The following is a 14,036-nucleotide window of genomic DNA, read 5'->3' as shown; positions in this document are numbered from 1 at the left end:
CGGCGACCTGCCGCGCTGTCAGCTATAGACGCGGCCAAGGACCTGGCGATGGCTCTCGAACTGATCGAGCACATCACGCACGATCTGGTCTGGGGCAAAGCCCATCAGGTCGTACTCCTGACTGCCGTCATGCAGGTAGACCTCGGCGCGGTAGAAGCGCTGGCGCAGTTCAGGCTCACCCTCGACCGGCGCCTCGCTCGGCGCGGCCATATAGCCGTCAAGGCTCACTTCGTAGACGAACGGGTTGCCTTCTTCCATCATCACCCGCAAGCCCATCAGGTTGCGCGACTGGCCAACGCGGGTTTCCACCTCGAAGCCCTGCGTCTGCAGCTGTGCAGCGGCTTCTTTCAACGCCGGGCTGACCTGCTTGTCCATGAAGCGCTGCACCACGGCCTGGGTCGGCTGCAGTTCCAGCTGAGTCAGGCGCTCGCTAAAGCCGCGACGGCCACGGGCGGCCAGTTCGGCGCGTTCCTGCTCGATCACCACGTCCTGCTTCATGGCCTTGTACAGGCCGAACATGAACAGCACCAGCACCACCGAGAACGGCAGGCCCGCCAGCACGACCATGGTCTGCATGGCTTCGAAGTTACCGGCAAACAGCAGGCCGATGGTCACCAGGGTGATCACCACAGACCAGAACACCACCATCCAGTGCGGGGCATCTTCGTCGACCTTGCCGCCTGTGCACGACAGGTTGGCCATCATCACTGCGCCGGAGTCGGCCGGCGTGAGGAACAGCACAAAACCGACGAACACTGCCACACCAATGACGATCTTGGCTGCCGGGAAGTATTCCAGCAGCTGGTAGATCGACATCGATGGCTGTTCCAGCGCAGTCTTGCCCAGCTCCACGGCGCCCTGGTTGATCACCAGGTCCAGTGCGGTGTTGCCGAAGATCGACAGCCAGGCCAGGGTGAAGCCCAGCGGGATCAGCAGCACGCCCATCACCAGTTGGCGCACGGTGCGGCCCTTGGAAATACGGGCAATGAACATGCCGACGAACGGGCCCCAGGAGATCCACCAGGCCCAGTAGAACACGGTCCACAGGCCCAGCCAGCGCTCCGACTTGCCGGCTTCGCCTTCATACACATAAAGGTCGAAGGTTTTCAGCACGATGCCGTTCAGGTAGTCGCCGACGTTCTGCACGAAGCCGTTGAGCAGGTGCAGGGTTTCGCCGCCCAGCAGTACGAAGATCAACAGGCCGCTGAACAGCATGATGTTCAGGTTGGACAGGCGGCGGATGCCGTTTTCCACACCCGATACCGCTGCCACGGTAGCCACGCCAGCCATCACCAGGATCACCACCAGCAGGTTGGTCTTGCTGTGGTCCATGCCGAACAGGTATTCCAGGCCGGACGACACCTGCATCGCGCCGATTCCCAGGTTGGTCACCAGGCCCAGCAGGGTGACGAACATGCCGAAGATGTCGACGGCGTTGCCGGCAGCGCCCTTGACCCAACGCTCGCCCACCAGCGGGTACAGCGCCGAACGCAGTGCCAGCGGCTGGTTGTGGCGGTAAGCGAAGTAACCCACGGCCAGGCCGACCAGGGCATAGATCGCCCAGCCGTGCAGCCCCCAGTGCAGGAAGGTCAGCTGCAGGCCCTGGCGCGCGGCCTCGAGGCTGGCAGGAGTGCCCTCCGGTGGGTTGAAGTAGTGGTCCAGGGGCTCGGAGGCGCCGAAGTACAGCAGCGAAATACCGATGCCGGACGAGAACAGCATGCCGGCCCAGGCGCCGTAGCTGAAGTCAGGCTGGTCGTCCTTGCCACCCAGCTTGAGGCTGCCGTAGTCGGAGAAAGCCAGGTAGACGACGAACAGCAGGTATCCGCAGATGACCAGCATGTAGTACCAGCCAAAGGTGCGCGTCAGCCACTTTTGGGCCACGCCCAGCACCTGGCCGGCGGTTTCGGGTACAGCGATCAGCAAGGCAGTCAGAACAAGGATCATCAGCGCGGAGGTGAAGAACACCACGCGGTTGACCCGTACCCTCTCGGCGGGGGGCTTGGTAAGTGAGGCAGAACTCATTGCACGAATGCTCCGGGCAGTGCGGCTGTGGAGGCTAATCAGTCTTTCCCGAGCAATTGGTGGAATATCCCCACTGCATCAGGTGTTATAAAAGAACCCTGGAAACCGTGATCCCGAATCGATACGTTGCCAAAAACAGACAGGTGGCCTGCTGAAAATGCCACGCCTCAACGGAGGTGCGCGCATTCGTCACAGGTCACCCCGCCCGCTCCAAGGGACTGTCGCAGGGCCAATGGCCGTACGGCAGAATCTGCATTTCGCATCGCTCATGCCCGTCAACACCTTGTATTCCGGGGGTTACGCGATTTCCTGGGGTGTCAATCCGTGCCTTCTCGACCGCCTGAAAAACTGTCAATGGCACAAATTGTCGCAGAGCTTATTCTTTATTGATTGAACGTTCAATCAAAACAAAATAGACTGGCCTTCGCCGAGTCAGCCGCCTGTCGTCTGCTCGCAGGCCTGAGGAGATAGCAAGATGCCCAAGGTCGGTATGCAACCCATCCGGCGCCAGCAGTTGATCGAAGCCACATTGCAGGCGGTCGATCAGGTCGGACTGGGGGACGCCAGCATTGCGCTGATTGCCCGTTTGGCCGGTGTGTCGAACGGCATCATCAGTCACTACTTTCGGGACAAGAACGGCCTGATCGCAGCGACGATGGGTTACATCATGAGCATGCTCAACGAAGGCGTCAGAGCACGTCGCCAGGCCCTGAAAGACGACAGCCCGCGCGCTCACCTGAAAGTGATCATCGAGGGCAACTTCGATGCCAGCCAGGTAAACGGCCCGGCAATGAAAACCTGGTTGGCCTTCTGGGCTTCCAGCATGCACCAGCCCGATTTGCACAGGTTGCAGCGGATCAACGACCACCGCTTGTATTCCAACCTGTGCTGCCAGTTCCGCCGCGCCCTGCCGCTCTACCATGCGCGCAAGGCAGCCCGCGGCCTGGCAGCCCTGATCGACGGTTTGTGGCTGCGTGGCGCCCTGTCGGGTGATGCATTCGACACCGACCAGGCGATACGGATTGCTTACGAATACATGGAACTACAACTGGCCAAGCAGCACACCCTGGGCACAAACGACCAGGCTGCTGACAATGCGCGCAGGGCCCTTGCCAACCCGGCAGGAGCATGACGCGCAAGCCAAACCACACACTGCACTTGCGAGGACACTATGGCCCGTTTCGGAACGCAAAAACTCTACATTGATGGCGCTTACGTCGACGCTGGCAGCGATGCCACTTTCGAAGCCATCAACCCGGCCACCGGCGAAGTCCTCGCCCACGTACAGCGTGCTACCGAGGCTGACGTCGAGAAGGCCGTGGAAAGCGCCGAGCGTGGCCAGAAAGTCTGGGCTGCGATGACTGCCATGCAGCGTTCGCGCATCCTGCGCCGCGCCGTCGACATCCTGCGCGAGCGCAACGATGAGCTGGCCATGCTGGAAACCCTTGACACCGGCAAGTCGTACTCCGAAACCCGCTACGTCGACATCGTCACCGGTGCCGACGTGCTGGAATACTATGCAGGCCTGGTACCGGCCATCGAAGGCGAGCAGATCCCGCTGCGCGAATCGTCCTTCGTCTACACCCGCCGCGAGCCGCTGGGCGTGACCGTGGGTATCGGTGCCTGGAACTACCCGATCCAGATCGCCCTGTGGAAATCTGCCCCGGCCCTGGCCGCTGGCAACGCGATGATCTTCAAACCGTCGGAAGTCACTTCGCTGACCACCCTGAAACTGGCCGAGATCTACACCGAAGCCGGCCTGCCAAACGGCGTGTTCAACGTTCTGACCGGCAGCGGCCGCGAAGTCGGCACCTGGCTGACCGAGCACCCGCGCATCGAAAAAGTGTCCTTCACCGGCGGCACCACCACCGGCAAGAAAGTCATGGCCAGCGCCTCCAGCTCTTCGCTGAAGGAAGTGACCATGGAACTGGGCGGCAAGTCGCCTCTGATCATCTGTGCCGACGCCGACCTGGACAAGGCCGCCGATATCGCCATGATGGCCAACTTCTACAGCTCGGGCCAGGTGTGCACCAACGGCACCCGCGTGTTCATCCCGGCTGAAATGAAGGCGGCCTTCGAAGCCAAGATCGCCGAGCGCGTTGCCCGCATCCGCGTTGGCAACCCGGAAGACGAAAACACCAACTTCGGCCCGCTGGTCAGCTTCCAGCACATGGAAAGCGTGCTGGGCTACATCGCCAAAGGCAAGGAAGAAGGTGCCCGCGTGCTGTGCGGCGGCGAGCGTCTGACTGCCGGTGACTTCGCCAAAGGTGCCTTCGTTGCCCCGACCGTGTTCACCGACTGCACCGACGACATGACCATCGTCAAGGAAGAGATCTTCGGCCCGGTGATGAGCATCCTCACCTACGAAACCGAAGAAGAAGTGATCCGCCGTGCCAACGACACCGACTACGGCCTGGCCGCCGGCGTCTGCACCAACGACATCACCCGCGCCCACCGCATCATCCACAAGCTCGAAGCCGGTATCTGCTGGATCAACGCCTGGGGTGAATCGCCGGCCGAAATGCCGGTAGGTGGCTACAAACAGTCGGGCGTCGGCCGTGAAAACGGCGTCAGCTCGCTGGCTCAATACACTCGCATCAAGTCGGTCCAGGTCGAGCTGGGCGGCTACAACTCGGTTTTCTGAACCCTGTCTAGCCCCGCCCGTGCCACCGCGCACGGGCGTTCCCGCTCCCCGATCACCGCCAACACGAGGGTACTTTCATGTCCCAAGAATTCGATTACATCATCGTCGGTGCCGGCTCGGCCGGTAACACCCTGGCTACCCGCCTGACCGAAGACGCCGGCGTCACCGTATTGCTGCTGGAAGCCGGTGGCCCCGACTACCGCTTCGACTTCCGCACCCAGATGCCAGCCGCCCTGGCCTTCCCGCTGCAAGGCCGCCGCTACAACTGGGCCTACGAGACCGACCCGGAACCTTACATGGACGGCCGCCGCATGGAATGTGGCCGTGGCAAGGGCCTGGGTGGCTCGTCGCTGATCAACGGCATGTGCTACATCCGCGGCAACGCCATGGACTTCGACGGCTGGGCAGAACTGCCAGGCCTGGAAGACTGGACCTACCTCGACTGCCTGCCGTACTTCCGCAAAGCCGAAACCCGTGATATCGGCCCTAACGACTACCACGGTGGTGACGGCCCGGTCAGTGTCGCCACGCCAAAGGCTGGCAACAACCCGCTGTTCCACGCCATGGTTGAAGCGGGTGTGCAGGCCGGTTACCCGCGTACCGAAGACCTCAACGGCTACCAACAGGAAGGCTTCGGCCCAATGGACCGTTCGGTGACCAAGAACGGCCGCCGCTCCAGCACCGCCCGTGGCTACCTGGACCAGGCCAAGAAACGCCCGAACCTGACCATCGTCACCCACGCCCTGACCGACCGCGTGCTGTTCGACGGCAAGCGCGCCGTAGGCGTAACCTACCTGGTCGGCGACAGCGAAGAACGCGTGGAAGCCCGCGCCCGCAAGGAAGTGATCGTCAGCTCTGGCGCCATCGCTTCGCCGCAGCTGCTGCAGCGCTCCGGCGTCGGCCCGCGCGCCTTGCTGGAAAGCCTCGACATCCCGGTTGTGCACGACCTTCCAGGCGTTGGTGAAAACCTTCAGGACCACCTGGAACTTTACCTGCAGTACGCCTGCACCCAGCCGGTATCGCTGTACCCATCGCTGCTGTGGTGGAACCAGCCGGCCATCGGTGCCGAGTGGTTGTTCAATGGCACCGGCATCGGCGCCAGCAACCAGTTCGAGGCCGGTGGTTTCATTCGTACCCGCCCTGAGTTCAAGTGGCCGAACATCCAGTACCACTTCCTGCCGGTTGCGATTAACTACAACGGCTCAAATGGCGTGAAGGAACATGGCTTCCAGGCGCACATGGGCTCCATGCGCTCGCCTGCCCGTGGCCGCATCCAGGCCAAGTCGAAAGACCCGCGCCAGCACCCGAGCATCCTGTTCAACTACATGTCCACCGAGCAGGACTGGCAGGAATTCCGTGACGGCATTCGCCTGACCCGTGAAATCATGGCCCAGCCGGCGCTGGACCCGTACCGTGGCCGCGAAATCAGCCCGGGCGCCCACGTGCAAACCGACGAAGAACTGGACAAGTTCATCCGCGAGCACGCCGAAACCGCCTTCCACCCGTCTTGCTCGTGCAAGATGGGCACCGACGACATGGCAGTGGTCGATGGCGAAGGCCGCGTGCATGGCATGCAGGGCCTGCGCGTGGTCGACGCGTCGATCATGCCGCTGATCATCACCGGTAACCTCAATGCCACCACGATCATGATTGCCGAAAAGATTTCGGACAAGATCCGTGGTCGCAAGCCACTGCCACGCAGCACCGCCAAGTACTACGTGGCAGGGGATGCGCCAGTGAAAGGCAAGCCGATGCGTGAAGTGAAGCAAGGCTGAGGCCTTGATCAGGGGCCGCGCAGCGGCCCCTTTCACGTTTGCTCAGGCGGGCAGCGCAAAGAATGTGCGCATCAACGAGTCATCCTCGACGCCCAGTCGCCCCGCCAGTGCCTGGCGATCGAACAACTGTCCTGTGCGCATTTCACGCACGGCCTTCCCGCCTGGCGCCTGCGCCAGTGCCTTCAGGCACACCTCGGTAAAGCGATAATTGTGCCCTTGAACGGCCGTCACCTTTTCCACTTGCAGGTAGCGCCCGGGCATCATCAAAGACTCCGCTTCATCAGGTCGCCTTGAAAAGGGCCCGATGGGCGTCGCCTGCATGTCTTCGCCCGGTTCCAATACATACACCAACGCATTTTCATCAAAAGCACTCCGGCCACTGACCTGGGTCTGCGGGTCGTTGAAAACCTCCCAGAGGGCATAGGGGTTCTCCGTGAATGACGTGAAGTCGGTGGTCACCAGCACATCACCCACTTCAATGGCACCCTCACCAGATACCTGAAAACCCGTGCCCCGCAGGCTGGAAGCCGCCCGGTACAGCCTCACCTGATTACTGACGCCAATTTGCCCCAGTGCGCGGGCAAGGTCGTGGCTGCGCTGGATATTCCCGGCGCGAGTGCCCTCTAGCGGCATTCCCCGCCACAGGTTGTTGTAGCGCTCCGGCGAGCTGGTGTACTCGGCAATGGCGGGCGAGCCAAAGCCGTGCTCATCGCGATAGACGGGGTACGGCTCACTGAATGCATCCAGATACTCGCCATTGGGCCCCACGGCATCGAGATCAGCCCACGGCACCGCGCCCAACAGGGCTTCCTGCCGCGCCAGCGCCTTATCCGACATAGCCAGCAATTCGTCTGCCGCCGGGGCCATGTAAAGCCCCCAGTCGACCTTGGCGGCAGAGGCTTGCGCCTGACCAGCCACGCGCGGGGGGACGTGGCCATCAGTGAACAGCTCGCTGGCACGCATCATGGCTATATCAAGCAGAATGAACAGAATATCCGTCAGTACTGACCACCATGCTGCTGTGCGCCAGGCCTGCTTGCCATTGATTGCCCGGTCCAGGTGCAGAGCCAGGCTTGCGGTGCCCAGACCGAGCGATGCCAATATCACTGGCCAGCCAAGCGGCGTCATCGGCGCAATTATAAAACTCGCTGCTTGCAAGCCCGCCAGCCAATCGGCCTTGCGCAGTTGTGCGTTGGTAGTCAGCCGCTCATGAGCATCGCTGGCCAGATCATCCATGACCGCATCGCGCACATGGACGAACAGGTCCCCTTCAATGGCTGGCCCGGAAATCATGGTGTCGCCCCGCGACTGCGCGAGCAACCTGAAGTAATTGCGTAAACGCGGGCGTAGCGACTGCGCCAGTACCCCATCCCCGACGAACAGCCTGACCAGCCGCTCTCGCCCCACCGTCGTGGCGGCCTGATCAACCATCCACTCCTGAAGCGCATGGCGATCGTCGAATACCTGCACCACAGCCTGCGCATCGGCAAGATAGAGGCACAACCTGCCAGTCTTCAGCTTGTGCAAGAACATGAGCTTGGCGCTGATACCGCCGATGACAAGTGCATTCCATTCAGATTGGGCATTCGCTTGCCTGGCCTGTCGCAGGCCTTGCACGGTACTTGGCAGTGCGGGTACAGCGACCGTCACCGCCATCAGCGCCTGGCGCTCGGGTTTGCTCAACGCAGATTGGCCCACAGCAGCAATGAAGCGGGCGCGAGCCAGGACACAGTAGTCTTCGCCATACCGTGACCGAAACTTGCTCAGTGCCTCGGTATAGCGCCCCGCAAAATCCAACCGCCAGAACGCCTCCAGTACTTGCTGTGGGTCGAGCCGCACTTCGTTGCGCTCGTCATAGACTGTGTGGCTGGCATCCACCCGGTAGAAGCCACCATAAATACTCAACTCGTCAGCACTGGCCTGCTGCTGCGGGCTGAATCGCTGGATGACCAGTTCGGTAAGGCTCAAAGAGCGTCGTGGCGGTCCACTGTGGCGCCAGCCGGTGAAGCTCAACGAACTGCTGACCGCCGACTGGAACTCGTGCCAATAGAGCCCGTCCGGATCCAGCCAATACCCCAGTTGGCGGCGAAGCACATGGCCCGCCGCCTGGCGCGCCAGATTGTGCAAATCAGGAAATTGCCCGAGCAGGCGCTGGGCCACCTGGGCGAGAGAAATGGTTTCTTTGACATTCATGTCACTTGGCTGCCTGACAGTGGGCGAACCATTACAGCCGCACGCCGCAGCGACGATGCGGTATCGCTTTACAGCCTGCGTCAGCCTCAGGTTAGAATCGATTGGCACGCGACCTGCTAGCTTTTGCTGGAAAATGCGCTACCACGTCCCTTCCCCGCTGTCTCGGAGTACCTGCCTTTGGATGCAAGCACCATCAACAGCCTGTTTTTGATCGGCGCATTGCTGGTGGGCGCAAGCATCCTGGTCAGTTCGCTGTCGTCGCGCCTGGGCATCCCTATTCTGGTCATCATCCTCGCCGTCGGCATGGTCGCCGGTGTCGATGGTGGCGGCATCATCTTCAACAATTACCCAACCGCCTACCTGGTGGGCAACCTGGCTCTGGCCGTCATCCTGCTTGACGGTGGCCTGCGTACGCGGGTGGCAAGCTTCCGCGTGGCGCTGTGGCCGGCGCTGTCGCTGGCCACGGTCGGGGTGATGATCACCACCGCCCTCACCGGCCTGATCGCCGCCTGGCTGTTCAACCTGAGCTTGATCCAGGGCCTGCTGATCGGCGCCATCGTCGGCTCCACCGACGCCGCTGCAGTGTTCTCGCTGCTCGGCGGCAAAGGCCTGAACGAGCGGGTTTCCGCTACCCTCGAGATCGAGTCGGGCAGCAACGACCCGATGGCGGTGTTCCTCACTGTCACCTTGATCGACATGATCGCCAGCGGCGAGACCGGCCTGCACTGGAGCCTGCTGGGTCACTTGCTGCGTGAGTTCGGTATCGGCACGCTGCTGGGCCTGGGCGGCGGCTGGCTGATGCTGCAACTGGTAAACCGTATCAATCTGGCCGGCGGCCTGTACCCCATTCTGGTAGTGGCCGGCGGCCTGGTGATGTTCTCGCTGACCAACGCCCTGCATGGTAGCGGCTTCCTCGCTGTTTACCTGTGCGGCCTGGTGCTGGGCAACAAGCCGATCCGTAGCCGCCACGGCATCCTGCACATGCTCGACGGCATGGCCTGGCTGGCCCAGATCGGCATGTTCCTGGTGCTGGGGTTGCTGGTCACGCCGCACGACCTGCTGCCCATCGCCCTGCCGGCACTGGGCCTGGCGCTGTGGATGATCCTGGTGGCGCGGCCACTGTCGGTGGTCGCGGCCCTGTTGCCGTTCAAGGCTTTCCATGGCCGCGAAAAGGGCTTCATTTCGTGGGTCGGCCTGCGCGGCGCGGTACCGATCATTCTGGCGGTGTTCCCGCTGATGGCGGGCCTGCCAGACGCCCAGCTTTTCTTCAACCTGGCCTTCTTCATCGTGCTGGTATCGCTGCTGGTGCAAGGCACCAGCCTGCCGTGGGTGGCCAAGCTGCTGAAAGTGACGGTTCCGCCAGACCCGGCGCCGATCTCCCGCTCCGCCCTTGAGGTGCACATCACCAGCGAGTGGGAGATGTTCGTCTACCGCCTGGGCGCAGAAAAATGGTGCATCGGTGCCGCCCTGCGCGAACTGAAAATGCCCGAAGGCACGCGGATTGCCGCGCTGTTCCGTGGTGAGCAACTGCTGCACCCGTCGGGCAGCACCGTGCTGGAAGTTGGCGACATGCTCTGCGTGATCGGCCACGAACACAACCTGCCGGCCCTCGGCAAGTTGTTCAGCCAGGCGCCACAGCGTGGCCTGGACCTGCGTTTCTTCGGCGACTTCGTGCTCGAAGGCGATGCCGAACTGGGTGCGGTGGCAGCGTTGTATGGCCTGAAGCTCGATGGCCTCGACGCGAAAATGCCGCTGGCGCAGTTCATCCGACAGAAGGTCGGAGGCGCTCCAGTAGTAGGGGACCAGGTCGAATGGCATGGCACGATCTGGACCGTGGCAACCATGGACGGGAACAAGATCCAGAAAGTAGGCGTCAGATTCCCCGAAGGAACGCGACCCGGACCAGGATTGTTCCTCTAAACTTCGTTTCAGCCGGATCCACAAGTAGTCTGCCTATGTCCCTGCGCGTGTACCTTCGCACAGCCCTGCTCGGGTTGTGCCTATCCCTTGCTTTTGCGGCTAGCGCGGCAGAAGCCCCGACCACCGCCAGTATCCAGAACAGCCTCGACAAGATCGCCGAGCGCAAGCTGCCCGAGGCAGACCAAAAGGCGCTGCAGCAGGTGCTCGAACAAACGTTGAGCCTGCTTGCTGCCAAGGAAGACAACGAAAAGAAACTGGCTGCACTCAAGCAGCAGCTGAGCAGTGCCCCCAAGGAGACCAGCGACAGCCAGAAGGAGTTGGCCAAGCTCAAGGAAACCAAGGCACAACCGGTGGCACAGCGCTACGCCAACCTCACCGTGCCGCAGCTTGAACAGATGCTCAGCGAACGCAACACGCTGCAGGGCGAGCTGCAAAAGGCGCTGTCTGAAGCCAACAGCCTGATCATCAACTCGCAAACCCGCCCCGAGCGCGCCCAGGCCGAAATCAGCAGCAGCCAGACCCGCACCCAGCAGATCAACAACATCCTCAAAACCGGCAAGGACGGTGGCAAAGCCATCAATGCCGACCAGCGCAACCAGCTCAACGCCGAGCTGGCCTCGCTCAACGCGCTGACCCTGCTGCGCCGCCAGGAACTGGCCGGCAACAGCCTGCTGCAAGACCTTGGCAATGCGCGTCACGACCTGCTGGTCGAGCGCGCTGCGCGCCTGGAGCAGGAAATCCAGGACCTGCAGACGCTGATCAACGCCAAACGCCTGGCCCAGTCCCAGGAAGCCGTCACCCAGCAGTCGATCGAGGCTCAGAAGGCCGGCGGCAGCAGCCTGCTGGCCACTGAAAGCGCGATCAACCTCAAGCTTTCCGACTACCTGCTCAAGAGCACCGACCGCCTTAACGAACTGACCCAGCAGAACCTGCGCACCAAGCAGCAGCTCGACAGCCTGACCCAGGCCGACCAGGCGCTTGACGAGCAGATCAACGTGCTCAAGGGAAGCCTGCTGCTGTCGAAGATTCTCTATAAACAGAAACAGACCCTGCCGCACCTGAAGGTCGACCGCGACCTGGCCGACCAGATCGCCGACACCCGCCTGTACCAGTTCGAAGTCAACCAGCAACGCGAGCAGATGAGCAGCCCGGTCACCTACGTCGACAAGCTGCTGGCGGCGCAACCGCAGGAAGATGTGACACCGCAGCTGCGCAAGGCCCTGCTGGAAGTGGCCATCACCCGCAGCGACCTGTTGGAGCGGCTGAACCGCGAACTGTCGGCGCTGCTCAACGAATCGATCACCCTGCAGCTCAACCAGAAGCAGCTGCTGGGCACCGCGCAGAGCCTGCGCACCACCCTCGACGAGCAAATGTTCTGGATCCCCAGCAACAAGCCACTGGACTGGGACTGGCTGCAATACGTGCCGGAGCGCCTGGCCGACCAGGTCGCCAACCTGCCGTGGGGCTCCAGCCTGAAAGAGCTGGCCGATGGCCTGAGCCAGCGCCCGTTGCTGTTCCTGCCGCTGCTGTTGGTGATCGGCGCGCTGTTGTGGCGGCGCAAATACCTTTACCAACGATTAGGCAAAGTTCACCAGGATATCGGCCACTTCCGCCGTGACAGCCAATGGCACACGCCCCAGGCAATCCTTATCAACATTCTGCTGGCGATGCCGGTCAGCCTTGGTCTGGCGCTGTGCAGCTACGCCCTGCAGATCGACGCCCGCGGGCAGAATGCCAACCTGGGCGCCGCACTCTGGCAGCTGGCCCAGGCCTGGCTGGTGTTCTACACCGCCTACCGTATCCTCGCTCCGGGTGGCGTGGCGGAAGTCCACTTCCGCTGGCACAAACCGCAGGTCGAGTTCCTGCGCGGCTGGGTTCGCCGCCTGGGCACCGTGGTGCTGGCACTGGTCGGTGTGGTGGCGGTGGCCGAGCACCAACCTTCGGCACTGGCAGACGACGTGTTGGGCATCGGCGTGGTGCTGACCTGCTATGCGCTGATGGCCTGGCTGCTCAGCCGCCTGCTGCTCAGCAGCCCGGCACACCGTGACACCTCGCTATTCCGCAGGGCAGTGGGGGTGGCATTCACCGCCCTGCCCATCGCCCTGTTCGTCGCCGTGTGCTTCGGCTACTACTACACCGCACTGAAGCTTACCGACCGACTCATCTACACCCTGTACCTGCTGCTGTTCTGGCTGGTGATCGAGGCTGCCTTCGTGCGCGGCCTGTCGGTAGCTGCACGACGCCTGGCCTACCAGCGTGCGTTGACCAAGCGTGCGGCAGCCAAGGAAGGGCTGGATGGCGAAGTCATCACCGAAGAGCCAACGCTGGATATCGAACAGGTGAACCAGCAGTCGCTGCGCCTGATCCGCCTGGCCCTGCTCGGCGGCTTCATCGCCGGCCTGTACTGGGTATGGGCAGACCTGATCTCGGTGTTCGCCTACCTCAACAATTTCGTCCTCTACGAATACACCAGCGGCACCGGCGCCGCCGCCAGCATGGTACCGATCAGCCTCGGCGACCTGCTCGGCGCGCTGGTGATCGTCGGCATTACCTTCGCCCTGGCCGGCAACTTGCCAGGCTTGCTGGAAGTACTGGTGCTGTCTCGCCTGAACCTGGCCCAGGGCAGTGCCTACGCCACCACCACGCTGTTGTCGTACACCATCGTCGGCATCGGCATCGTCAGCACCCTGTCGACCCTGGGGGTGAGCTGGGACAAGCTGCAATGGCTGGTGGCTGCGCTGTCAGTAGGGCTGGGCTTCGGCATGCAGGAAATCTTCGCCAACTTCATCTCCGGCATCATGATCCTGTTCGAGCGCCCGGTACGGATTGGCGACACCATCACCATCGGCAACCTGTCGGGCACGGTAAGCAAGATCCGCATCCGTGCCACCACCATCACCGACTTCGACCGCAAGGACATCATCGTCCCCAACAAGACCTTCATCACTGGCCAACTGATCAACTGGTCGCTGACCGACACGGTCACCCGGGTGACGCTGAAGCTGGGCATCGACTATGGCTCAGACCTCGACCTGGTGCGCGACCTGCTGCTCAAGGGCGCGCATGAGAACCCACGCGTGCTCAAGGATCCGGAACCGATCGTGTACTTCCTCAACTTCGGCGAAAGCTCGCTGGACCACGAACTGCGCATGCACGTGCGTGACCTGGGCGACCGCAACCCGACGCTGGACGAGATCAACCGCTACATCAACCGCGAGTTCAAGGCCCACAACATCAAGATCTCGGTACGCCAGGTAGAGGTGTTCCTGATGGATGCGAAGGGCAGCAAACAGCAATTGATTCCGATGGAGCAGCCGAAATCGGATGGCACTGCTTCGGCCTGAATAGGCTCGAATGCTTTATTGTGTGCAAGATGGCTGCGAGGGCTTCGCCCTCGTTCGCGGGTGAACCCGCTCCTACACAGGGACCGCACGGCTTTCAGGCGCTGCATGTTCTTTGTAGGGGCGGGTTACCCGCGAAGG

At 62.2% G+C, this 14,036-nt stretch carries 7 protein-coding genes and 1 pseudogene; 5 read left to right on the top strand and 3 right to left on the bottom strand.

Features of this window, described 5'->3' with window-relative positions; all coding sequences use genetic code 11:
• Nucleotides 1-18: 18 nt before the first annotated feature.
• The gene (locus ACF8FG_RS10050; protein ID WP_172830944.1) at nt 19-483 is read right to left on the bottom strand and encodes a hypothetical protein; all 465 of its coding nucleotides are present in this window, start codon (nt 481-483) and stop codon (nt 19-21) included.
• A pseudogene (locus tag ACF8FG_RS10045) lies at nt 431-1,965 on the bottom strand (BCCT family transporter). The gene ACF8FG_RS10050 and the pseudogene ACF8FG_RS10045 overlap by 53 nt, the downstream one beginning before the upstream one ends.
• A gap of 532 nt (nt 1,966-2,497) precedes the next feature.
• Between ACF8FG_RS10045 and betI the strand changes: the two are divergent.
• From betI to betA, 3 genes are all read left to right on the top strand, one after another.
• Nucleotides 2,498-3,154, top strand: a complete 657-nt coding sequence (betI, locus tag ACF8FG_RS10040) for a transcriptional regulator BetI (RefSeq protein WP_014859113.1) — start codon at nt 2,498-2,500, stop codon at nt 3,152-3,154.
• Between the two features lie 39 nt (nt 3,155-3,193).
• Nucleotides 3,194-4,666, top strand: a complete 1,473-nt coding sequence (betB, locus tag ACF8FG_RS10035) for a betaine-aldehyde dehydrogenase (protein ID WP_003249182.1) — start codon at nt 3,194-3,196, stop codon at nt 4,664-4,666.
• Nucleotides 4,667-4,743: 77 nt separating this feature from the next.
• Nucleotides 4,744-6,441, top strand: coding sequence for a choline dehydrogenase (betA, locus tag ACF8FG_RS10030; protein WP_014592699.1), 1,698 nt, complete (start codon nt 4,744-4,746; stop codon nt 6,439-6,441).
• 42 nt (nt 6,442-6,483) lie between these two features.
• Here betA and ACF8FG_RS10025 read toward each other — a convergent pair whose 3' ends face one another.
• Entirely contained in the window at nt 6,484-8,634 is a 2,151-nt protein-coding gene (locus ACF8FG_RS10025; RefSeq protein ID WP_070384439.1) for a dermonecrotic toxin domain-containing protein, read from the bottom strand.
• A gap of 177 nt (nt 8,635-8,811) precedes the next feature.
• Here ACF8FG_RS10025 and ACF8FG_RS10020 point away from each other — a divergent pair, with 177 nt between their 5' ends.
• The gene (locus ACF8FG_RS10020; protein WP_070384440.1) at nt 8,812-10,554 is read left to right on the top strand and encodes a potassium/proton antiporter; all 1,743 of its coding nucleotides are present in this window, start codon (nt 8,812-8,814) and stop codon (nt 10,552-10,554) included.
• A 35-nt stretch (nt 10,555-10,589) separates the two neighbouring features.
• Nucleotides 10,590-13,898 carry a mechanosensitive channel MscK gene (mscK, locus tag ACF8FG_RS10015; protein WP_318077545.1) on the top strand — a complete coding sequence of 1,103 codons (3,309 nt, stop codon included), beginning with the start codon at nt 10,590-10,592 and terminating at the stop codon, nt 13,896-13,898.
• Nucleotides 13,899-14,036: the final 138 nt, after the last annotated feature.

This window comes from Pseudomonas sp. YQ_6 (assembly GCF_043103245.1).
GTDB lineage: Bacteria > Pseudomonadota > Gammaproteobacteria > Pseudomonadales > Pseudomonadaceae > Aquipseudomonas > Aquipseudomonas alloputida.
This window is presented reverse-complemented; position numbering and strand designations above follow the sequence as displayed.

Excerpts from the sequence above, each read along its gene's own strand:
- betB (WP_003249182.1), top strand. The coding sequence starts at position 3,194 with ATGGCCCGTTTCGGAACGCAAAAACTCTACATTGATGGCGCTTACGTC.
- betI (WP_014859113.1), top strand. The coding sequence starts at position 2,498 with ATGCCCAAGGTCGGTATGCAACCCATCCGGCGCCAGCAGTTGATCGAA.
- betA (WP_014592699.1), top strand. The coding sequence starts at position 4,744 with ATGTCCCAAGAATTCGATTACATCATCGTCGGTGCCGGCTCGGCCGGT.
- ACF8FG_RS10025 (WP_070384439.1), bottom strand. The coding sequence starts at position 8,634 with ATGAATGTCAAAGAAACCATTTCTCTCGCCCAGGTGGCCCAGCGCCTG.
- mscK (WP_318077545.1), top strand. The coding sequence starts at position 10,590 with ATGTCCCTGCGCGTGTACCTTCGCACAGCCCTGCTCGGGTTGTGCCTA.